Annotated in this window: 16 protein-coding genes and 1 pseudogene; 12 read left to right on the top strand and 5 right to left on the bottom strand. The window is 72.9% G+C overall.

Going from position 1 to position 21,904, the window contains the following annotated elements:
- The first annotated feature begins 3 nt into the window (after positions 1-3).
- From VNL12_RS06550 to VNL12_RS06575, 6 genes are all read left to right on the top strand, one after another.
- Positions 4-936: a prephenate dehydratase gene (locus tag VNL12_RS06550; RefSeq protein ID WP_325592739.1), complete on the top strand. Its 933-nt coding sequence runs from the start codon at positions 4-6 to the stop codon at positions 934-936.
- An 11-nt stretch (positions 937-947) separates the two neighbouring features.
- A complete protein-coding gene (gene pheA / locus VNL12_RS06555; protein WP_325592741.1) occupies positions 948-1,781 on the top strand; it encodes a prephenate dehydratase in 834 nt (277 codons plus the stop codon).
- A complete protein-coding gene (locus VNL12_RS06560) occupies positions 1,778-2,806 on the top strand; it encodes a prephenate dehydrogenase (protein WP_325592743.1) in 1,029 nt (342 codons plus the stop codon). Before pheA ends, VNL12_RS06560 begins: the two co-directional genes overlap by 4 nt.
- A 94-nt stretch (positions 2,807-2,900) precedes the next feature.
- The gene (locus VNL12_RS06565; RefSeq protein ID WP_325592745.1) at positions 2,901-4,016 is read left to right on the top strand and encodes an aminotransferase class I/II-fold pyridoxal phosphate-dependent enzyme; all 1,116 of its coding nucleotides are present in this window, start codon (positions 2,901-2,903) and stop codon (positions 4,014-4,016) included.
- A 117-nt stretch (positions 4,017-4,133) separates the two neighbouring features.
- Entirely contained in the window at positions 4,134-5,006 is an 873-nt protein-coding gene (locus VNL12_RS06570; RefSeq protein WP_325592747.1) for a hypothetical protein, read from the top strand.
- An 88-nt stretch (positions 5,007-5,094) separates the two neighbouring features.
- A complete protein-coding gene (locus VNL12_RS06575; protein ID WP_325592749.1) occupies positions 5,095-5,901 on the top strand; it encodes a hypothetical protein in 807 nt (268 codons plus the stop codon).
- 105 nt (positions 5,902-6,006) lie between these two features.
- Here VNL12_RS06575 and VNL12_RS06580 read toward each other — a convergent pair whose 3' ends face one another.
- Entirely contained in the window at positions 6,007-7,077 is a 1,071-nt protein-coding gene (locus tag VNL12_RS06580) for a DapH/DapD/GlmU-related protein (protein ID WP_325592751.1), read from the bottom strand.
- Between the two features lie 177 nt (positions 7,078-7,254).
- Here VNL12_RS06580 and dapE point away from each other — a divergent pair, with 177 nt between their 5' ends.
- Positions 7,255-8,313 (top strand): succinyl-diaminopimelate desuccinylase, encoded by a 1,059-nt coding sequence (dapE, locus tag VNL12_RS06585; protein ID WP_325592753.1) that lies wholly within the window; start codon positions 7,255-7,257, stop codon positions 8,311-8,313.
- 194 nt (positions 8,314-8,507) lie between these two features.
- Here dapE and VNL12_RS06590 read toward each other — a convergent pair whose 3' ends face one another.
- A complete protein-coding gene (locus VNL12_RS06590) occupies positions 8,508-9,557 on the bottom strand; it encodes a S8 family serine peptidase (protein ID WP_325592755.1) in 1,050 nt (349 codons plus the stop codon).
- 37 nt (positions 9,558-9,594) lie between these two features.
- Positions 9,595-10,227 carry a transcriptional repressor LexA gene (gene lexA / locus VNL12_RS06595; protein ID WP_325592756.1) on the bottom strand — a complete coding sequence of 211 codons (633 nt, stop codon included), beginning with the start codon at positions 10,225-10,227 and terminating at the stop codon, positions 9,595-9,597.
- Between the two features lie 210 nt (positions 10,228-10,437).
- Here lexA and VNL12_RS06600 point away from each other — a divergent pair, with 210 nt between their 5' ends.
- Together VNL12_RS06600 and nrdR are read left to right on the top strand one after the other, a co-directional pair.
- Complete coding sequence (locus VNL12_RS06600) at positions 10,438-10,854, top strand: hypothetical protein (protein ID WP_325592759.1); 417 nt, start codon at positions 10,438-10,440, stop codon at positions 10,852-10,854.
- Positions 10,855-10,953: 99 nt separating this feature from the next.
- On the top strand, positions 10,954-11,433 hold the full coding sequence (gene nrdR / locus VNL12_RS06605; RefSeq protein WP_325592761.1) for a transcriptional regulator NrdR: 480 nt from the start codon (positions 10,954-10,956) through the stop codon (positions 11,431-11,433).
- Positions 11,434-11,464: 31 nt separating this feature from the next.
- Here the strand turns inward: nrdR and VNL12_RS06610 are convergent, their stop codons facing one another.
- Positions 11,465-12,226 (bottom strand): dihydrofolate reductase family protein, encoded by a 762-nt coding sequence (locus VNL12_RS06610; protein WP_325592763.1) that lies wholly within the window; start codon positions 12,224-12,226, stop codon positions 11,465-11,467.
- 102 nt (positions 12,227-12,328) lie between these two features.
- Here VNL12_RS06610 and VNL12_RS20835 point away from each other — a divergent pair.
- Positions 12,329-14,636: pseudogene (locus VNL12_RS20835) on the top strand (molybdopterin-dependent oxidoreductase).
- A gap of 34 nt (positions 14,637-14,670) precedes the next feature.
- Here VNL12_RS20835 and VNL12_RS06625 read toward each other — a convergent pair.
- Entirely contained in the window at positions 14,671-15,249 is a 579-nt protein-coding gene (locus VNL12_RS06625; RefSeq protein WP_325592769.1) for a MarR family winged helix-turn-helix transcriptional regulator, read from the bottom strand.
- Between the two features lie 105 nt (positions 15,250-15,354).
- On the opposite strand from VNL12_RS06625, the gene VNL12_RS06630 reads away from it, so the two are divergent.
- Together VNL12_RS06630 and VNL12_RS06635 are read left to right on the top strand one after the other, a co-directional pair.
- Positions 15,355-15,936, top strand: a complete 582-nt coding sequence (locus VNL12_RS06630; protein ID WP_325592771.1) for a YceI family protein — start codon at positions 15,355-15,357, stop codon at positions 15,934-15,936.
- Positions 15,937-16,491: 555 nt separating this feature from the next.
- The gene (locus tag VNL12_RS06635) at positions 16,492-21,870 is read left to right on the top strand and encodes an LAGLIDADG family homing endonuclease (protein ID WP_325592773.1); all 5,379 of its coding nucleotides are present in this window, start codon (positions 16,492-16,494) and stop codon (positions 21,868-21,870) included.
- Positions 21,871-21,904 lie beyond the last annotated feature (34 nt).

Genomic DNA, 21,904 nt, shown 5'->3' on the forward strand with positions numbered 1-21,904 from the left:
GACATGGACGCCTCCGTTCTCCTCCACCTCACCTCGCACCGTCCGCTCTCGCGGCGGGCGATCGGCGAGCTCACGACCGTCTCTCCCGGTGAGGTGCTGGCCATGGCCACCGTCGCCGAGGTGCTCGAGACGGTCGAGAACACGCCCGGTTGCGTCGGTCTGCTGCCGGTCGAGGACTCCTTCGAGGGCGAGAACACCGCCGTGCTCGACCGCCTCGTGTTCGGGACCTCGCGCGTGTTCGTCAGCGAGGAGGTCGTCGTCGGCGAGACCCTCGACGCCTTTCGCGTGCGCACCGACGCCCCCGCCGAGGGCCGTACCGCCATCTCGGACCCTCGTGCCATCGAGCACTGCCACCGCTTCATCCGGGAGAACGGCCTCGCCACCCGCTTCGTGGGCTCGACGGTCGAGGCGTGTCGCACCGCGGCCGAGAGCGGCGACGTGTCGTTGGTCGTGCTCGCGCCGCGCGAGGTGGCCGAGGCCCACGGGCTGGTGCCCGTGGCCGCGGCGGTCGACGACATGCCCGAGGCCCGGACCCGCTTCTTCTTGGTCGGCCAGGCGGTGGCGGCCCCCACCGGCAACGACAAGACCACCCTCGTGCTGACCCAGCCGGGCGACCGGTCCGGCAACCTCGAGCGCTTCCTCGAGGCCTTCGCCGAGCACGAGGTCAACCTGGTCAGCCTGCACAGCCGGCCGCTGCGCTCGTCGGCCAACTACTGCTTCCTCGTCACCGGCGAGGCCCACCTGGCCGAGCCCCGCATGGCCGCCGCCATTCAGGCCCTGTGGGCGGCCGGGGCCCAGATCAAGGTCGTCGGCTCCTACCCGCACTGGGAGGGCTCGCAGGTGGTCGCGCCGTTCGTCGAGCCCCCGGCGTCGGTCGGCCGCCAGTCCAGCGCCGCCGAGCGGGGCCGCCTGCTCGGCTCGCCCGCCACCTCCTGAGCGCCGGGCCCGTGGCCACCGTTCGGTACCTCGGACCCGAGGGGACCTTCGCCCACGCCGGTACCGACCGGCTGCGCACCATCCCTCCCGGCGCCCACCTGGAACCCCGGCCGACGGTGCAGGAGATCGTCCACGACGTCGAGGCCGGGCGCTGCGACATGGGCCTGGTGCCGGTCGAGAACTCGGTCGAGGGCGGTGTCACCGGGACCGTCGACGTGATCGTGTTCGAGACCGCCGGCGTGGTCCTCCGCGAGGAGGTGGTGGTGCCCGTCACCTTCTCGGCGTTGCGGCGCCCGGGTGACGCCACGGACCCGACCGCCGTGCTCAGCCACCCGGTCGGCCTGGCCCAGTGCACGCGCTGGTGGGGGAGCCGAGGCCTCGAGTGCCGCCCCACCTCCTCGACCAGCGAGGCTTGCCGGCTGGTGGCCGCCTCGGCCGAACCCGGACTGGTCGCCATCGCCTCGGCCAAGGCTGGAGCCATCGCCGGGCTCGTCGCAGTCGAGGTCGGCGTCGAGGACCACCACGGCGCTCAGACCCGCTTCGCCCTCGTGGCCCGAGAGGAGGTCGGCCCGACGGGTGACGACAAGACCACCGTCGTGGTCACGCCGCCGTCGGAGGTCCCCGGGATCCTGCTGCGGGTGCTCGAGCCCATCTCCCACCGGGGCCTCAACCTCTCGAACATCCTCAGCCGGCCGCTGCGCCAGGGCCTCGGGGTGTACTGCTTCGTGCTCACTGTCGACCGCCACGCCTCGGACCCGGCGGTGGAGGCCGCCCTGGCCGACCTCGCCGCGCTGGGCTGTGAGGTCAAGCGCCTGGGCTCCTACCCGGCGTGGCGGGACGGGTGACCGCCCCGGTGCCGGCATCGACCGGACTCACCGTCGGCGTCGTCGGCCTGGGCCTGATCGGTGGATCCCTCGCCCGGGCGCTGGTCGCCCGGGGCGGTTCGGTCGTGGCCACCACCCGCGCCGGGGCGGCCCGGGCCGGAGCCGCGGCCGCGGGTGTCACCGTGGTCGACGACGTCGCCGCCGTGGTCGCGGCAGCCGACGTGGTGGTGCTGGCCGTACCGCTCTCGGCCCTCGACTCGGCGCTCGACGCCGTCGCCGCCGCGGGGCACCAGGGTGCCGTCGGTCCCACCATCACCGACGTGGGTTCGGTCAAGGGCCCGGTCACAGCCCGGGCTGGGCAGATCCTGGCCGACGCCTCCCGGTTCGTGCCCGGCCACCCGATGGCCGGCACCGAGCACGCCGGCTGGGACGCAGCAGACCCAGGCCTGTTCGTGGGCCGGCGCTGGGCCCTGGCCCTCGACCCGCCGGTCGCCCTCGACCGGTGGGCGGCGGTGGCTAGCGTGGCCGTCTCGGTCGGGGCGGAGGTCGTCCCGGTGGCCGCCCGCGAGCACGACGAGGCCGTGGCTCTCGTGAGCCACCTGCCCTACGTGCTGGCCGCCGTGGCCGCCGGGATGCTCGATGACGACGCCGAGGCCGGCCTGGCCAGGTCCCTGGCCGCGGGGTCGTTCGGCGATCTGACCCGAGTGGCCGGGGGGCACCCGACGCTCGGCGCCGACATGGCGACGGCCAACGCTCCTGCGGTCGCCGGTCGAGTGGGCGACATGGCCGGCCGACTGGCGACGCTGCGCGAGCACCTCGCCGGCGGCGACGACGAGCGGGTCGCCGCCGTGTTCCGCGCCGGCCAGGGCGGGCGCGCCGCCCTGGTGGAGTCGGCGTCGAGCGGCGCGGTAGCCCGTGTCACCCTCGATCGCGGTGGCCTGTTGGCGCTCGGTCGCCGAGGCGGTCACGTCACCGGTGTCGTCCCGCCCGCGGCCGGGGCGGCGGTCCTGGTGGTCGACGTCGTCGATCCCGGGGCGGCGCCGTGACCCGCTCTTCTCCGGTGGTCCGGGAGCGATTCGCTGTCGATTCGTCGGTGGTCCGGGAGCGATTCGCTGTCGATTCGTCGTCCGAGGGGCGCCGGTGACGCTCGCGGGGTTCGAGCCGCCGCCGCTGGTGTGGGAGACGCTCGGCGCCGTGCGGGTCGCGGCCGAGCGGTTCCCCGGCGGGGTCATCGACCTCACCGTCGGCACCCCGGTCGATGACCCGCCGGCCTTCGTGGCCGACATCCTCGGACGCTCCGAGGCCAGCCGGGGCTACCCGCCGTCGATCGGCACCCCGGCCTTCCGCGAGGCGGCGGCGAGCTGGGTCGAGCGGCGCTTCGGCGTCGAGGTGGGCCCCGAACAGGTCGCCGCGACCATTGGCTCGAAGGAGCTCGTCGCCGGTCTGCCCCAGTGGCTGCGCCTGCGCACCCCTGACCGCGACACCGTCCTGCACCCCGGCGTCGCGTACCCGACCTACGCCATGGGCGCCCGGTTGGCGGGATGTCGGGCCGTCTCGGTGCCGCCCACCGCCACCGGTGGCCTCGACCTCGATGCCATCGATCCCGCCGATGCCGCTCGGGCCTTGTGCCTCTGGGCGAACAGCCCGTCCAACCCCACCGGGGCCCTCGACGACCTCGACGCGGTGGCGGCCTGGGGCCGGTCCCACGGTGTGCCCGTCGCCTCCGACGAGTGCTACGCCGAGCTCACCTGGGGCGGCCCGCCCCGCACGGTGCTCGGCACCGGGACCGAGGGGGTGCTGGCGGTGCACTCGCTCTCGAAGCGCTCGAACCTGGCCGGCCTGCGGGTGGGCTTCTACGCCGGTGATCGCGACCTGGTGGCCTACCTCGGCCAGCTGCGCAAGCACGCCGGGTTCATGGTGCCCGGGCCGGTGCAGGAGGTTGCGGTGGCCGCCCTCGCCGACGACGATCACGCCGAGGCCCAGCGCGCCATCTACCGGCGCCGCATCGACGCCGTGGTCGGGGCCCTCGACGCCGCCGGGCTCGACGTCGCCGGCCCCGGAGGCGCCTTCTACCTCTGGGTCACGGCACCGTCGGGCGACGGGATCGACCTCGCCCGTGACCTGGCCGAGCGGGCCGGGGTGCTCGTCACTCCCGGCTCGGCCTACGGGCCTCACGGGGTCGACCACGTGCGCCTCGCCCTGGTGGTGCCCGACGCCCGCATCACCGAGCTGGTCGAGCGCCTCGGCGCCCTCTGAGCCTCGGCCGACCACGACACGGCGGGACCCGACCAAGGGTTCGGGTCGCCAAAGGGGGGTCCGGACCCCGGGGCGCCCGTGGCGACGAGGGCCTCGCCGACGGTGCATGATGGGCCGGTGAGCACGGTCCCCCAGAAGCCCAAGCCCAGCGGCCTCGCCTACCTGATGCCCCTTGCCGTGTGGATCATCTTCTCGATCGTGGCCGTGGTCCTCGGCGTCCGGGGCTTCGCTCAGTACCAGGACACCATCGACGACTTCGCCCGCGTCGACTCGGGAACGACCGCCACGGTCGACCTCTCCTCATCGGGCGGCTACCGGGTTTTCCTCGAGCGCCCCGGCGTCGACGATGAGTCCTTGCGCCCGTCCTCGACGGTCACGGTCACCGACCCCGACGGGCAGCCCGTCACCGTCGAGCCCTACGACATCACCACCGACCTGAGCTACTCGTCGGGCAGCCGCGCCGGTGTGGCGGTGCAGACCTTCAACGTCTCGGAGCCCGGAGAGCACGAGATCGCCGCATCGGCCGGCGACGGCGTGGAGGGCACCCGCTTTGCCATCGGCCAGGCCAACCCCATCACCGAGGGGGCCAAGGGGGCCCTCTACCTCTTCGGCATCGGCACCGTGGGCTTCCTCATCGCCCTCATCATCGCCATCGTCATCGCCGTGAAGCGGGGCCGGTCGAAGAAGCAGATCCGCCAGGCCACGCTGGCCAGCGGCGGCTACGGCGGTCCTGGCTACGGCGCCCCCCAGCCCGGGTACGGAGCTCCGCAGGGTCATGGCGCTCCGCAGCCTGGCTACGGCGCGCCCCAGCCCGGGTACGGAGCTCCGCAGGGCTATGGCGCTCCGCAGCCCGGGTACGGCGGGCCGCAGCCCGGGTACGGGGCTCCGCAGGACTACCCGCCGGCCCGGGGCCCCGAAGGCTCGGCCCCGCCGGCCGGCACGCCGCCCCCACCCCCGCCGGGCTGGTCGCCGCCGCCCCCGCCGAGCTGAGCGCGTCTGCGATGACCCCGACCTGGCGCGGTCGCACCGACCGGACCCCCGGTGGGCAGGCCGATCTCTGCCCCTGTTCCCTCGCTGAGTGACCGCTGCCCTGCCCCGTCCCGTCATCCGGCCTGCGGGCTGGTGGTACCTGGTGGCCGTGGCCGGGGTGCTCCTCGGCTTCGTGGTCGCGGGGCTCACGCTCTCGCGGGCCCTCGACGAGGCTCGCGATGCCGGGTTCGATGCCAACCTGGCCGGCCCGGGCGAGGAGCAGCTGCTCACCATCGACGAGGCCGGCGCCTACACCGTGGCCTACACCGGGCCCATCGTGGTCCTCTCCACCGTCGACCAGGAGGAGCTGACCGAGGCGCTCGACGTCTCCATCACCGCCGTCGCCACCGGGGCTCCAGTGGCGGTGGCGCCCTACGAGGGTCTCAACGACTTCGAGCAGGACGGGGCCCAGTACGTCCCGTTGCTGACGGTGCGCTTCGACGAGGCCGGCGACTACACGTTCCGCTCGTCGCCCATGACGAACCTCGACCCCGAGCAGAGCCGACTGATCGTGTCGGAGAGCCCGTGGCGCAAGCTGCGTGACGGCGCCGAGCGAGCCGTGCTCATCCTGGTCGTGGCCATCTTCTTGTCGATCCTGCTCATCGTGATCCTGGCCGTCACCCGCGGCCGGGCCAAGCGGGCCGCAGCACCGCCCCGCGGTCGCTGGCCGCCCTCGGGCCCGGGCCGGCCCGGCGACGGCCCCGTACCGGGCTACGGCGCGGCACCGGGGTACGGCGCGGCACCGGGGTACGGCCCGACACCGGGCTACGGCCCACCCCCGGGCTACGGCGCGCCGCCCGGCGCCGCCGCTCCTGGCCCCGTGCCGTCCCGGGGATGGGGACCGCCGCCCGGGTAGCAGATCTGGGCACGGGCGACGGCGGTGCGGCGCCGTCCCGGCCCACCCGGCCCGACCCTTCGACGTCAGATCCGACGTCGGGCGCCCTGGCCGCTTTGCCGGGTGTCAGTTGGCGTGGAGGGTGGCGTTCAGCCCACCCCAGGAGCCCTCGCGGGGCCGCACCTCGACGGCGCCGGTGACGGAGTTGCGGAAGAAGAGCAGCCCCGGCTCCCCAGAGAGCTCCTTGGCCTTGACGACCGCGCCGGTGGGCAGGGTGACGCGGGTACCGGCGGTGACGTAGAGACCGGCCTCGACCACGCAGCCGTCGCCGAGGGAGATGCCGATGCCGCCGTTGGCCCCGAGCAGGGAGCCCTGGCCGATGCTGATCACCTGCGTCCCGCCGCCCGAGAGCGTGCCCATGATCGACGCGCCGCCGCCGATGTCGGAATCGGCGCCGACCACCACCCCGGCGCTGATGCGTCCCTCGACCATCGAGGGCCCGAGGGTGCCGGCGTTGAAGTTCACGAAGCCCTCGTGCATCACCGTGGTCCCCTCGGCCAGGTGGGCACCGAGGCGCACCCGATCGGCGTTGGCGATCCGCACCCCGTCGGGCACCACGTAGTCCGTCATGCGGGGGAACTTGTCGATGCCCACGACCTCGATGCGCTCGCCCCCCGCCCGCAGCGCAGTCCGCACCGCCTCGAAGTCGTCGGGGTCGGCCGGGCCCCGATCGGTCCACACCACGTTGGCGAGCAGGCCGAACTGCCCGTCGAGGTTCGCGCCGTGCGGTGCGACCCGGCGCGACGAGAGCAGGTGCAGCCGCAGGTAGACGTCGCGGGCGTCAGCCGGCGCGGCGTCGAGGTCGATCACGGCGACGACTGCCACTCGCCGCACGGGGAGCCCGGAGCCGCCGTCGGGCTGGTCGAGGGCGCCGGCCAAGCCGTCCAGCAGCTCGGCGTGAGGCACCCCGTCGGCTGCGGCCCGACGCAGAGCGTCGGCGTCGACCTCGGCGATGCCCGGCCCGTCGGGGATCCCGGCGGCGGACCGCACCGCCGCGGCGGGGCTGTCCTCGTCGCCGACGGCGAGCACCGGGTACCAGGTGTCGAGCACCTTGGTGGCGTCGCCCCGGGTCGAGATCGTGGTCAGACCGACCCCCGACGCGATCCGGGTGGTGGGGGGACGGGGCTCTGCGGTCACGGGTGCTCCTGGTCGGGGGACGGGCCGAGGATAGGGGAGCCCGGCGCGACGTCAGGCCTGCGAGCAGGGCAGGAAGGGCCGAGGATGCCGACCCGCGCGCCCGGCGCGCACCTCGGGTCGTCGTCCTGCGGCCCTCACGCCGCGGGTGGGCCGGTGACGGGCCGTATCGTGGCGGTCGTGACCGACCTCCTGGCCCTGACCGCCGAGCTGGTCGACGTGGCCTCCGAGAGCTTCGCGGAGGCGGCGCTCGTCGGGCGGATCGAGGCCGACCTGCGGGCCGTGCCCGGCCTCGACGTGACGCGCGTGGGTGACAACGTGGTGGCCCGCACCGCCCTCGGTCGGGCCGAGCGGGTGATCCTCGCCGGTCACACCGACACCGTGCCCGCCGTCGACGGCAACGGGCGGGCCCGCATCGAGGGCGACACCCTCTGGGGCGTGGGCTCGACCGACATGAAGAGTGGCGTGGCCGTGATGCTCGACCTGGCCCGCACCGTGACCGCGCCGGCGGTCGACGTCACCTGGGTCTTCTACGCCCGCGAGGAGGTCGCCGCCGCCCACAGCGGCCTCGGCGAGCTGGTCGAGAAGCGGCCGGACCTGCTGGCCGGTGACCTGGCGATCCTGGGTGAGCCCACCGACGCGACGGTCGAGGCCGGCTGCCAGGGGACGCTGCGCGCCGAGCTCACACTCGTCGGGGCGCGGGCCCACATCGCCAGGCCGTGGATGGGCCGCAACGCGATCCACCGCCTCGCCGACGTGCTCGCCGCGGTGGCGGCGGTGCCCGAGCGGCGACCGGTGCTGGCCGGGTGCGAGTACCGCGAGGCGTTGCAAGCGGTCGGGGTCGAGGGGGGAGTGGCGGGTAACGTCGTGCCCGACCGGGCCATGGTGACGCTGAACCACCGCTTCGCCCCCGACCGCACCCTGGAGGAGGCCGTCGCGCACGTCAGGGCCACCGTCGCCCCGTTCATGGGCGACGGTGACGCCTTCGAGGTCGTCGATGCCGCGCCCGCCGCCGCGCCGGCGGTCGACCACCCGCTGCTGGCCCGGGTCATCGAGCGCCACGGCCTGGCGGTCCGCGCCAAGCTCGGGTGGACCGATGTGGCCCGCTTCGCCGCGCTCGGTGTGCCCGCCGCCAACCTCGGTCCGGGCGACGCGACCCTGGCCCACAGCGCGGACGAACGAGTGGCGCGGGCCCCCATCGAGACCTGCCACGCCGTGCTCTCCGACCTCATCGGGTGACCCGGTCCGTGACCCCACGCTGGGGAACCCGGCGACGGTGAGCACCTCGATCGGTGCCGCCGGGCCCCACGTCGAGCTGGGGGATCAGGACGCCACCGCCGGAGCACTCTCCGGGACCTCGGGCGAGATGGCCTTCGCCCGCCTGACCTGACCCCTGTCGCGCCGGTCGGACACCGGGTGCCGGTGCGGTGCTGTCAGGGGCCGATCGCGCGCGCCACGTCGAGAAGGCGCCGGCTGTAGAGGTCGTCGGGCCCGTCGGTGCCCAGGTCTCGGGCCGTGGTGAGCAGCCGCTCGACCGTCTCGGCGGCGCTCAGGCCGGTGGCCACGAGCAGGGCGGCGGCGCCGGCGACGTGCGGCGCGGCCATCGACGTGCCTGTGAGACAGCCGTAGGCCTCGGACTCACCGGCCGGCACCGGCAGGGTGGAGAAGATGCCGTCGCGCTCGCGACATCCGTCGCCCCCCGCAGCGCGTGCCTCGCCCCCGGGGGCGCTCAGGGCCCACCGGGCGCCACCCGCACCCTCGGAGTACGGCGCCACCGTCTCGGTCGCAGTGACCGCCGAGACGACCAGCACCGGCATGTCGCCCAGGTCGGTGCGATCGTCCCCGTTCCCGGCGGCCACGACCACCACGACCCCGGCGGTCCACGCCTCGTCGATGGCCTCGGTCAGCTCCGAGCCGCCGATGTCGGCGCCGACCCCCACCGAGAGGTTGACCACCTGCGCTCCGGCCCCGACCGCCCACCGCACGCCGGCGGCCACGTCGGCACCCTGCCCCGTCGCCCCGCACGGGCGGCGCCTGCAGGGCTCGGTGACCAGGGCCCGCACCGACACCAGGTCCGCCTCGGGCGCCACGCCGGCAACGCCGGTGCCGTTCTCTGCGGTGGCGGTGGCGATGCCGGCCACGTGGGTGCCGTGACCGTCGGGATCGGTGTCGCCGCCGGCCCGGCACCGGTCGGGGTCACCCTCTGCGCCGACGCAGTCGATCGACCCCACCACCCGGTCGCGGAGGTCAGGGTGACGGGTGTCGACGCCGCTGTCGATCACGGCGACGACCACGTCGTCGCCCCGGGTCACGGCCCACGCCTCGCGGACACCGATGAGGTCGAGGTTCCACTGGGCGTCCCCGGCGCGTGCCGGGTCCGGACCCCGGTCGCCACGGCCGAGAGCGCCAGCGGTCTCGAGCACGACGAGGCCCAAGAAGGCGGCGGCGGTGCCCACCACCAGAAGGCGACGGACGGTGGGCACCGCACCAGTGTGGCGCGTCGGGCGATGACCCCCGGCGTCAGACCCGGCGCAGGACGCTGACCACCCGGCCGAAGATGGAGACGTCCTCGGGATCGAACACCATGTCGGTGAGGCGCTCGTTGGCCGGGCGCAGGATGACCTTGTCGCCCTTGGGGTGGTAGGTCTTCACCGTGGCCTCGTCGCCCGGGGTGCCGGCGACGACCATCTCGCCCCGCTCGGCGCCGGGTTGGGAGCGGGCGACGACGAAGTCGCCGTCGAGGATGCCGGCATCGATCATGGAATCACCCCGGACCCGCAGCATGAAGAGGTCGCCCTCGCCGGTGAGGTCGGCGGACACCGGCATCGACTCGGTGATGTTCTCGGCCGCCAGCACGTCGGTGCCGGCGGCGACATCGCCCACGATGGGCACGTGGCGCACCTGGCCCCGCTCGACCACGCCGCCGGACATGGAGTCGTAGCGGACCTCGATGGCCCGCGGCTTGCTGGGGTCGCGCCGCAGGTAGCCCCGCTTCTGGAGGGTGGCGAGGTGGTTGTGCACGGTGGAGGGAGAGGTGAGGCCCACCGAGGTGCCGATCTCGCGGACCGAGGGCGGGTAGCCCCGCTCGCGCATGCTGGCCTCGATGCAGTCGAGGATCTGGCGCTGGCGGGCGGTGAGCTGGGGGGTGGCCATCGTCGTGTCTCCCTTGCTGAGCACCGGCTCGGGCGACCGGGCGTACGAGGGACGGTACCACGTGCGGAGCCCTCTGCCAAACACCTGTTCCTCATACGTGTGTTCGTGATGGGGGTTGACGGCGGAACGCCTGTTCGGGCACAGTACCGAACAGGCGTTCCGTTCCGCTGCCCCCGGCTCACTGTCACACCCCTCAGGGAGGATGTCCCCATGGCCGCAGTCCTCAGCCCCGCACCGTCGTCCCGCCCGGGCCTCGCCCCCCATCGTCCCCCGGCGCCCCGCCCCGTCCTCCGGGTCATCGATGGAGGTCGGTCGTCGACCGCCATGGCCCCGGTGTACCGCCGGCGCCGGATCGTCGCCGCCCTGGCGCTGGCCACCGTGATCGTCCTGGCCGTGATGGCGGCCGAGGCGGGCCGGGATCTCGCGGCGGGGTGGGCGGCACCCGTCCCCGCCACCATCGAAGGGCGCACCGTGGTCGTCGAGGCGGCCCCGGGTGACACGCTCTGGACCGTGGCCCGTCGGGTGCGGCCCACCGGCGACGTGCGCCCGGTCGTCGAGGCCATGCTCTCCGAGCGCGGCAGCGCCGAGCTGCAGGTGGGCGACGCGGTCCGCGTCCCCGCCGGCTGAGAGGCCGCGCCAACAGTCGTCGCCCGCCGCGCCCACAGCCGGCCGATCCGCCCGGTCGCGGGCGGGGATCGGCGTCGGTGGGCCGGTAGCGTCCCGGTCGTGCGTTGCCCCGGCTGCTCGGCTCTCGATGACAAGGTGGTCGACTCGCGCGCCTCCGACGACGCATCGGCCATCCGCCGTCGGCGGGAGTGCCTCTCCTGCGGACACCGGTTCACCACCTTCGAGCGGGTGGACGAGGCCCCCCTGGTGGTGGTGAAGACCACCGGGGAGCGCCAGGCGTTCGACCGCGACAAGGTCGTGGCCGGCGTGCTGGCGGCGGCCAAGAACCGCCCCGTCACCCTCCCGCAGATCGACGCCCTGGCCACCGGGGTCGAGGATGCGCTGCGGCGGCGCGGCGGCGATGTCGAGTCCACGCGCATCGGCCTCGCCGTCCTCGAGCGCCTCCGTGGCCTCGACGAGGTGGCGTACCTTCGCTTTGCCAGCGTCTACAAGGACTTCACCGGTGTCGACGACTTCGCCGACGAGCTCCGCCTGCTGCTGAAGGAGCCCGACGGCTCCACCCCGGTCGAACCGGGCTGATCACCGGGTCCGGGCCGGGCCCGGACCGTGGTCAGGCGCGCCGGTCCCGCACCAGGCGCCAGAAGAGCACGCCGTCCTGCTCCATCAGGTGCGCCGTGGTCCACCGTCGGGCCTCGGGTTCGCCCGGCGCGTGAGCGATGCGCGGGGCGGAGCCCCCGACCACCATCGGGTCGAGGGTGAGGCACAGCTCGTCGACCACGTCGGCGGCCACCAGCACGCCGTTGAGCGAGGGGCCGCCCTCGACCACGACCACGCCGAGGTGGCGCCGCCCCAGCTCGGCCACCAGGGCGTGGGGATCGACGCCGCGCCCCACCGCAGCAGGGAGCTCGACCAGCTCGGCCACCGCCTCGATGCGCCGCCGGGCCTCAGCCGGAGTCGACGGTGGGTGGACCACCAGCGGGGGAGGGGTGGTGCCGTCGGTCTCGGCGAAGAGGCGCTGGCCGGGGTTCAGGTGGAGACGGCCGCTCACCACGACCAGGCGCGGGTGCGGCTCCTGGCCGGCGGCGACCCGGCGTGCCGCGGTTTGCTCCGGGGAGCGGACCGGTCCGTAGTCCTCGTCGCGCACGGTGCCCGCACCCACGACGACGGCGTCGGCCACGGCTCGCACGGCCCGGAACACCGCCCGGTCGCCCTCGCCGCCGAGCGGCCCCGAGCGCCCGCCTACCGTCGCCGCGCCATCGGCCGATGCGGCCATGAGGGCCGCCACCCACGGTCGCCCGGCGGGTCGGGGCCGGATCGCGGCGTAGGCCTCGGCCGGGTCGATCTCACCGGGGTGGGGGAGCAGCTGGCGCATCGGCCGACCCTACGACCGCGGCCCCGGACCGGGACCGGGACCGGGACCGGGATCCGGGTCCAAGCAGCAGCAGGACCATCGTGAGGCTGGCACCATGGCGCCATGACCGTCGTGGACCCCGATGTCCGAGCCGACGCGCCGGCGCGCACCGGGCCGGCCACCCGCACCGCCTACCGCACCTGCCCTCTCTGCGAGGCAGGCTGCGGGTTGGAGATCACCGTCGCCCGGGACGACGAGGGCGCTGAGCGGGTGACGCGCATCCGGGGCGACCAGGACGACGTGTTCAGCCACGGGTTCATCTGCCCCAAGGGCTCGACGCTGCGCCAGCTGCACGACGACCCCGACCGCGTGCGCCGACCGCTGGTGAAGCGCGACGGCGAGCTCGTTCCGGTCACCTGGGACGAGGCCTTCGCCGAGGTCGACCGCCTGCTCGGTGGGGTCATCGCCTCCTACGGGCGCGAGGCGATCGGCGTCTACGTCGGCAACCCGAACGCCCACAACATCTCCTCCCTTCTCTACCTCAAGCCGTTCCTGCGGGACCTCGGCACGCCGAACGTGTTCTCGGCCAGCACTGTCGACCAGCGTCCGAAGGAGATCTCCTCGGCGCTCATGTTCGGCACCCCGTTGTCGGTGCCGGTGCCCGACATCGACCGCACCGACCACCTCCTGCTGCTGGGGGCCAACCCGGTGGAGACCAACGGCAGCCTGGCCACCGCGCCGGACTGGCCCGGGCGGCTGAAGGCGCTCCGGGCGCGAGGCGGGCGGCTCGTGGTGGTCGATCCCCGCCGCACCCGCACCGCCGAGCTGGCCGACGAGTGGGTCGCCATCCGGCCCGGCACCGACGCCCTGTTGCTGGCCGCGATGACCACGACCCTCTTCGCCGAGGGCCTCGTTCAGCTGGGTGCCGCCGGCGAGCACCTCGCCGGGGTGGAGGAGGTTCGCGACCTGCTGGCGGACCTCACGCCCGATGCCGTCGCCGAGACCACCGGCATCGACGCGGAGACGATTCGACGACTGGCCCGCGACCTGGCGGCGGCGCCGACCGCCTGCGTCTACGGCCGCATCGGCACCACGACGGTGGCGTTCGGCACCCTGGCCTCGTGGCTCGTCGACGTGTGCACCGCGCTCACCGGCAACCTCGACCGCCCCGGCGGCTCGATGTTCACCCGCCCCGCGGCCGGGTCGGCCACCACGCGCGGGGCCTCGGGCTCCGGGGCCGGGCGTGCGCCTCGGGCGGCGCCACAGCCGGGTCCGGGGTCTGGCCGAGACCCTCGGGGAGCTGCCGGCGGCTTGCATGGCCGAGGAGATCGACACCCCCGGTGAGGGCCGGATACGGGCCATGGTCACCGTGGCGGGCAACCCGGTGGTCTCCACGCCCAACAGCGGACGCCTCGATGCGGCCCTCGAGACGCTCGAGGCCATGATCGCCGTCGACATCTACGTGAACGAGACCACACGTCACGCCGATGTGATCCTCCCGGCGCCGAGCGCCCTGGAGAAGCCGCACTACGACCTGGCCCTGTTGCAGCTGGCCATACGCAACGTCGCCAACTGGAGCGACGCGGTGCTCGAACGGGGCGACGACCAGCCCGACGAGTGGGAGGTGCTGGCGCGCCTGGCGCTCATCGCCCAGGGTCTCGGAACCGACGCCTCGCCCGAGGTGGTCGACGAGCTGGTGGTCGACGGCCTGGTGGCCGCCGCGGTGGGCGACGAGCACGGTCCGCTCCACGGTCGCGACCCGGCGGAGATCAAGGAGGCGTTGGGCACCACGCCGGGCCCGGCCCGCCTGCTCGACCTCATGCTCCGCAGCGGCCCCTACGGCGATGCGTTCGGCACCCATCCCGAGGGGCTCACCCTCGAGGTGCTGCGCGCCGCTCCCCACGGGGTCGACCTGGGTGCGCTCGAGCCCCGGCTGCCCGAGGTGCTGCGCACCCCGTCGGGCCGCGTCGAGCTGGCCCCGGCCGAGATCGTCGCCGACCTGCCCCGCCTCCGGGCCACCCTCGACCGGCCCGTGGGTTCCACGGCGCTGCTGTTGGTGGGCCGGCGTGACGTGCGGTCGAACAACTCGTGGATGCACAACGTCGAGGTCCTGGTGAAGGGCCGGCCCCGCTGCGCCCTGCACGTGCACCCCGACGATGCCGCCCGTCTCGGCCTCGCGGACGGCGGCCAGGCCACCGTCACCAGCCGGGTCGGACGGGTCGAGGCGCCGGTGCAGGTCACCGACGCCGTGCGCACAGGGGTGGTGAGCCTGCCCCACGGGTGGGGCCACGACCTCGAGGGGGTCCGCCTCAGCGTGGCCGAGCGCTATGCCGGGGTCAACAGCAACGTGCTCACCGACGAGGGTGCGGTCGACGCCGTGTCGGGCAACGCCGTGCTCAACGGCATCCCCGTCGAGGTGGCGCCGGGCTGAGCCGCAGCGGGCGGTCGGTCTGAGGAGGGCCCGCTCAGGCTGGGCCGGGAGCGACACCGGTTCGGGCGCCGGCCTCGGCGTCGGGGCGCACGCCGGCGCGCACGGCTCGCAGGGCACCCGTCAGCGCCTGGAGCTGGGCGGGCTCGAGCGCGCTGGTCAGCCAGCGCTCGACCAGGGCGACGTGTCCGGGCAGCACCGCCGCCATGACGGTGCGGCCCTCCGCGGTGACGAGCGCGTTTGAGCCCCGGCCGTCGGTGGGGCACGCCCGGCGCTCGAGCAGACCCCGGGCCTCGAGGCGGTCGGCCAGGCGCGTGAGGCCACTGGAGGAGAGGTTCACCTGGCGGGCCAGGTCGCTCATGCGGAGCTGGCCGCCGGGGCTGCGCACCAGTCGCAGCAGCACCTCGAACTCCGAGAGGGCGAGGCCGTGGCCGTCGATCTGGCTGCCCAGGGCGGCCTCCAACCCGGCGGCGACCTCGAACAGCAGACCGGCAGCGGTGAGGCGCTCGTCGTGGAGGAGGGCCTCGAAGGCCCCGAGGCCCGTCCCGTCGGCCGGGGCGGCGGCGTCAGCGGTGGCGTCGACGTCGGGGTTGGTGATGTCAGCCAGCTCAGGCATCGTCGGGGCCTCTCGGTCACGATCGGAATAGTTCGACAGCGGGATGGTTGATACCTAATGTAGTTGCGTGTGCAACTACCTTTGCACCTATCACGAGGATGTCCAATGACTGATGCTCCCACCCTCCCCACCCGCGAGTTCGAGGGTCTGGCGATCCCCGCCCCGGGCGCCTACACCGTCGACACCAGCCACTCCGAGCTCACCTTCTCGGTCCGCCACATGATGGTCTCGAAGGTCCGCGGTCGCTTCGGCACCGTGCAGGGCACCATCGTCTTCGCCGAGGACCCGCTGGCCTCCTCGGTCTCCATCGACATCGACGTCGCGTCGATCGACACCCACGCGCCCGACCGTGACGCGCATCTCACCAGCGCCGACTTCTTCGACGCCGAGACCTTCCCGACGATCACGTTCCGCTCCACCGGCGTGTCCGAGCTCAGGGGTGGCACCTTCACCCTCGAAGGCGATCTGACCGTCCGCGACGTCACCCGCCCGGTGAGCTTCACCGCCACCTACAACGGCGCCGGGAAGAACCCGTGGGGCCAGGTCGTCGTGGGCTTCGAAGGACGCATCGAGCTCGACCGCGAGGACTTCGGCCTCACCTGGAACCAGCCGCTCGAGACCGGTGGCGTGCTCGTGGGCAAGGTGGTCACCATCGACATCGCCATCGAGGCGGGTCCGGCGACCTGACCGCCGCCGGGAGAGCCTTCGCCGAAACCCCGGGTGGGGCGGGCCCTACACGCCCGCCCCACCGGCCCGCACCCGGTCACAACGACTGTCCCCAGGGTTGTGGATGAGGCGGGGGAAATCCACCGGGCCATCCACAGAGATCCACAGGCTGGTCCCCTTCCGTTCCACAAGCGGCCCTCTCTAGGGTGCAGTCATCGACGGGGCCGCGGTGCGCCTCCCGGAACAGAGAGGGGTGCGGTGCTCCCGGCCATCGGGGCAGCGTCCATGGGGGTGTCTCGACGGGTCCTCGCCAGCGCGAGATTTCGCGAGCGCCCCCTGACCTGGGAGATCGCGCCGCGGCTTCCGTTGACAGCGGTGTAACTACCCTGGTGTAATTAGCAGTCACGTCCACATCTTGTGGTCCCTGGGGGTCAGACGGCGCTCAGGGCACAACACGTTGTGGTCCGCACACGGACGGAGGGCAGCGTGGCCTCGTGTCCTCCGCGGCGCCCTCGGCGCTCACCCCACCCGGCCGGCCTCCTCGTTCGCCGTCCACCTCGATCCCAGGAGACCCCCATGGCCCTCGCTCCCGAGCAGACCGGAGTCGGCATCCGCCGGCACTTCACCCGGCCCGACGTCCACCCGTACGACGAGCTCACCTGGGAGCGCCGCGACTCGCGCATCACCAACTGGTCCGATGGGGCCATCGCCTTCGAGCAGCTCGGGGTCGAGTTCCCCACCTCCTGGTCGATCAACGCGACCAACATCGTCACCCAGAAGTACTTCCGGGGCACCGTCGGCACGCCCGAGCGCGAGACCTCGCTCAAGGCGGTCATCGACCGCGTCGCCGACACCATCTCCACCTGGGGCACCGAGGGCGGCTACTTCACCGACGACGCCGAGGCCGAGGCCTACCGGGCCGAGCTCAAGCACCTGCTCGTCACCCAGAAGGCGGCGTTCAACTCGCCGGTCTGGTTCAACATCGGCGTGGCCGGCGTGCCCCAGCAGGCCAGCGCTTGCTTCATCCTCGCCGTCGACGACGCCATGGACTCGATCCTCAACTGGTACCGGGAGGAGGGCGTGATCTTCAAGGGCGGTTCGGGTGCCGGGGTCAACCTCTCGAAGATCCGCTCCTCGGTCGAGTACCTGAAGGGAGGCGGCACCGCCTCGGGTCCAGTCAGCTTCATGCGGGGGGCCGACGCGTCGGCCGGCACCATCAAGTCGGGCGGCAAGACCCGCCGCGCCGCCAAGATGGTCATCCTCGACGTGTCGCACCCCGACATCGAGGAGTTCATCTGGGTCAAGGCCCGCGAGGAGAAGAAGATCCGGGCCCTCGAGGAGGCCGGGTTCGACATGAGCCTCGACGGCAAGGACATGGCGTCGGTGCAGTACCAGAACGCCAACAACTCGGTGCGGGTCAGCGACGAGTTCATGCAGGCGGTCGTCGACGACGCCGACTGGCAGCTGCGGGCGGTCACCACCGACGAGGTGGTGCGCACCGTCAAGGCGCGCGACCTCATGCACCAGTTCGCCCAGGCCACCTGGGAGTGCGCCGATCCCGGCATGCAGTACGACACCACCATCAACCGGTGGCACACGGCGGCCAACACCGACCGCATCAACGGGTCCAACCCGTGCTTCCCCGGCGACGCCATGGTCCACACCGACAAGGGGCTCATCGCCTTCGTCGACCTCGTCGATCGGGCCCGCCTCGGTGAGACCTTCGCCGTCTACACCCACGACGCCACCAACGTCGACGCCCCGGCCGAGCGCATCGAGCTCACGACGCCCGATGCGATCATGATCACCGGCTCCAACGAGATCGTCCGGCTGCGCTTCGCCGACGGCCGCCAGCTGCGCTGCACTCCCGGCCATCGGATCTTCACCACCAACCGGGGCTACGTCGAGGCACGCCAGCTGACCGGCGATGACCGGGTGAAGACGCTCGATCTGCCCACGCCGGCCACCGCCGCCGACTGGCGGCTTCCGGTGTCGACCGATGCCGCCGTGTACGCGGAGGGCTGCGACCGACGGGCCCTGGCGAGCGTGGTTCTTCCCGAGAAGTGGAGCGACGACCTCGCCCACTACCTCGGTTGGCTGGTCGGTGACGGCTGCATCAGCGGCGACGTGGCCACGACCGTCTACGGCTCACCTCGCGAGCAGGCCGAGATCCTGCCTCGTCACCAGGCCTTCCTGGCCGAGCTCAACGGCGGCCGGATCCCGACGCCGTCAATCCAGGCCAACGGTACCGCCCAGCTACGGGTCAGCCGCTCGGTGCTGGTGCGCTTCTTCGAGGCTCTCGGCCTGAGCGACGCCAAAGCCACCGCCAAGCGGGTTCCGTGGTCGGTCAACGAGGCGCCGCCCGAGATCGTCGCCGCGTTCCTCCGCGGCCTCTTCGACGCCGATGGCTGCGTCCACGACGGGGCCAAGAGCCGCTACGTGGGCCTCGGCTCGGCGTCGCCGGCGCTGCTGGGTGACGTCCAGCGGCTGCTCACGACCGCCGGCATCTCCAGCCGGACCTACCGCATCCGCGGTGCGTTGGACGACGCCTTCCGCCACACCCGCGGCGACGGTCGCGAGGCCATCTACGCGTCATCGCCGCAGCACGACCTCCGGGTGTCGGGGCCGTCGATCGGGCACTTCGCCGTCGCCGTCGGCTTCGACCACCCGGCGAAGGCCGAGACGCTGGCCACCCTCTTGGCGAACCACCGCTTCTACCGCACCGACACCACGACCCGGCTGGTGGAGCGCACCGACGACGGCGTCGAGCTCACGTACAACCTAAGCGAGCCGCGCAACCACTCCTATGTGGTCGACGGCACGGTCGTGCGCAACTGCAGTGAGTACATGCACATCGACAACTCGGCCTGCAACCTGGCGTCGATCAACCTGCTGGCCTTCCAGGGCGCCGACGGCCGCTTCGACGTCGAGGGCTTCAAGCAGGCCTGCGCCGTCATGTTCACCGGCCAGGAGATCCTCGTCGGTCGGGCTGACTACCCGACCGAGCCCATCGGCGACAACAGCCGCGCGTTCCGCCAGCTGGGCCTCGGCTACGCCAACCTCGGCGCCCTGCTCATGGCCACCGGCGCCCCGTACGACTCGGAGGTGGGCCGGGCGTGGGCGGCGGCCATCACCGCCCTCATGACCGGCCACGCCTATGAGGTCTCGGCCCGAATCGCAGCTCGCATGGGTGCCTTCTCGGGCTACGAGGAGAACTCCGAGCACATGCTCCGGGTGCTCGACATGCACCGCACCGCAGCGGCCGACATCGACGAGGAGCTCGTCCCCTCCGAGTTGCTCTCCGCCGCGCAGCAGTCGTGGGACGAGGCCTGCGAGCTGGCCGAGCAGTTCGGCGTCCGCAACTCCCAGGCCAGTGTCCTGGCGCCGACCGGCTGCCTCGTCGGCGGGTCCATGGTGACGACCGACCGCGGCGTCGTGCGGCTCCGCTCGCTGGGTGACCCCGACGGGGCCCAGTGGCAGGACCTCGACGTTCGCGTGCTCACCGACGACGGCGAGCAGGACGCCACCAGGTTCTACGTCAACGGCCTCGAGCGGATCGTCGATGTCACCACCCACCGCGGCTACCACATCGCCGGCACCACCAAGCACCGCATCAAGGTGGTCGACGAGGCCGGCGCGTGGGTGTGGCGGCGCTTCGCGGATGTCCGCTCCGGCGACCTCGTCCCCCTTGCTCGCGGTGGCCTGGTGGGTGCGCCCCGGCCCGTCGCCCTGCCGCCGCTCGGCGAGGGCTACCGGTGGGCCGCCGAGCACCACGTCCGGGCCCCGGAGGCCATGACGGCCGAGCTGGCCGAGCTGGTGGGGTACTTCATGGGCGATGGATCCCTCCACGCCCGTGGGCTGCGCCTGTGCGTCGCCGAAGCCGATCTCGACGTGATCGACCACCTCGAGCGCCTCTCCAAGTCGCTCTTCGGCATCGAGGCCCGGGTGCGGGCCGAGCAGGGCTACGCCTCGGTCGAGATCAGCTCGGTGCAGCTGGTCGACTGGTGGAAGGCCTCGGGCTTCGCCAAGCAGCTGCCGAACGAGGGCCATTCAGGAAAGGGGTGGCTGGCGCACATCCCCGACGCCGTCCTCCACGCCAACGACGCTGAGGTGTACAGCGCCTTCCTTCGGGGGCTCTTCGAGGCGGATGGCACGGTGACGGCGGGCTACCCGTCGTGGACGACCACCTCGCTCGACTTCTCGCGCGACGTCCAGACCCTGATGCTCAGCCTGGGTTACGTCACCACCCGCTCGTTCGGCACGAGCGGCCGGGGTTCACGGCTGGCGATCCTACGGCTGTTGAACCAGGCGTCGGCCGCCGCCTGGCTCGACGAGATCGGCTTCCTCTCCGGTCGCAAGGCGGTCACGGTGGCCAGCGGCGTTCACCCCCAGGCGGCCCGCCACGACCACATCCCGGTGAGCCGCCAGCTCGTCGAGCGGGTCGCACCGAACCCGGGTCGAAACCGCAGGGCGGCGTTGCAGGAGCTACGCCGGTCGGGCGCCATCAGCCGCTCGCTGGCCACCCAGCTGGTGGAGGAGTCCGGTGATGCCGAGCTGGCCCACCTCCTGGGCTTCTTCTTCGACCGGGTCAGTGAGGCCGTCCTCGGCGACGAGGAGCTCACCTACGACATCTCGGTCCCGGCCAACGTGACCTACGTGGCCAACGGCTTCGTCAGCCACAACACGATCGGGCTGATGATGGATTGCGACACCACCGGCATCGAGCCCGACCTGGGCCTGGTCAAGACGAAGAAGCTGGTCGGTGGCGGCACCATGTCGATCGTCAACCAGACGGTGCCCCGGGCCCTACGCAACCTCGGGTACGACGACGCGGCCATCGCGGAGATCGTCGTCTACATCGACGTGAACAAGACCATCGTCGGCGCCCCGCACCTCGCTCCCGAGCACCTGGCCGTCTTCGCCTGCTCGATGGGCGACAACACCATCCACTACACGGGACACGTGAAGATGATGGCGGCGGTCCAGCCGTTCATCTCCGGGGCCATCTCCAAAACTGTGAACATGCCCACCGAGGCCACCGTCGAAGACGTCGAGCAGATCCACATCGACGCCTGGCGGATGGGCGTGAAGGCGGTGGCGATCTACCGCGACGGGTGCAAGGTGGCCCAGCCGCTCTCCATGACCAAGAAGGACGTGGTCGAGGCCGTCGCCGCTGAGGGTGCCACCGCCACCGAGGTGGTCGAGCGCGTCGTCGAGAAGGTGATCGAGAAGGTCGTCACGGTGAAGGAGCCGGTGCGGCGCAAGCTGCCCCGGTCGCGGGCCAGCCGCACCTTCGAGTTCCGCGTCGCCGACTGCAAGGGTTTCGTCAACGTCGGCGAGTACGAGGACGGCCGTCCGGGGGAGATCTTCGTCCGGATCTCGAAGCAGGGATCGACCCTCGCCGGCATCATGGATGCCTTCGCCGTCTCGGTGAGCTACGGCCTGCAGTACGGCGTGCCGCTGCGGGCCTACGTGGAGACCTTCACCAACACCCGCTTCGAGCCCGCGGGCATGACCGACGACCCTGACATCCGCATCGCCTCGTCGCTCGTCGACTACATGTTCCGCCGTCTGGCCGTCGAGTACCTGACCTACGAGGAGCGGGCCGAGCTCGGCATCCTCACCGTCTCCGAGCGCACCCAGCCCACGCTGCCGGGGGTCGAGGAGACGGTGACCGAGACGGTGCAGGGCTCCGACATGTACGCCGATCCCAAGTCGGTGCCCTCTGCCTCGGCGCTGGCCCAGGAGATCGACGACGCCGGGCCGATGCCGCCCCCGAGCCTGCTCGAGCGGGCCGGGGTGCTCGACTCGACCCCGGCGCCCGAGGTGCCCCAGGCCCAGCTCGAGGTGCGCCACTCCGACGCCCCGTACTGCATGCAGTGCGGTGTGCAGATGATGCGTGCGGGCTCGTGCCACGCCTGTCCCAGCTGCGGCAGCACCAGCGGCTGCAGCTGATGTGACGCCGCGTCCGATGTCATCGGGGTTGTAC

The sequence above is a fragment of the Iamia sp. genome (assembly GCF_035575815.1).
Taxonomy (GTDB): Bacteria; Actinomycetota; Acidimicrobiia; order Acidimicrobiales; family Iamiaceae; genus Iamia.

Bases quoted from the DNA above. Each gene is read 5' to 3' on its own strand.
- VNL12_RS06635 (WP_325592773.1), top strand. From the start codon at position 16,492: ATGGCCCTCGCTCCCGAGCAGACCGGAGTCGGCATCCGCCGGCACTTC.
- VNL12_RS06610 (WP_325592763.1), bottom strand. From the start codon at position 12,226: ATGCGCCAGCTGCTCCCCCACCCCGGTGAGATCGACCCGGCCGAGGCC.
- VNL12_RS06625 (WP_325592769.1), bottom strand. From the start codon at position 15,249: ATGCCTGAGCTGGCTGACATCACCAACCCCGACGTCGACGCCACCGCT.
- VNL12_RS06630 (WP_325592771.1), top strand. From the start codon at position 15,355: ATGACTGATGCTCCCACCCTCCCCACCCGCGAGTTCGAGGGTCTGGCG.
- lexA (WP_325592756.1), bottom strand. From the start codon at position 10,227: ATGGCCACCCCCCAGCTCACCGCCCGCCAGCGCCAGATCCTCGACTGC.
- VNL12_RS06600 (WP_325592759.1), top strand. From the start codon at position 10,438: ATGGCCGCAGTCCTCAGCCCCGCACCGTCGTCCCGCCCGGGCCTCGCC.
- VNL12_RS06550 (WP_325592739.1), top strand. From the start codon at position 4: ATGGACGCCTCCGTTCTCCTCCACCTCACCTCGCACCGTCCGCTCTCG.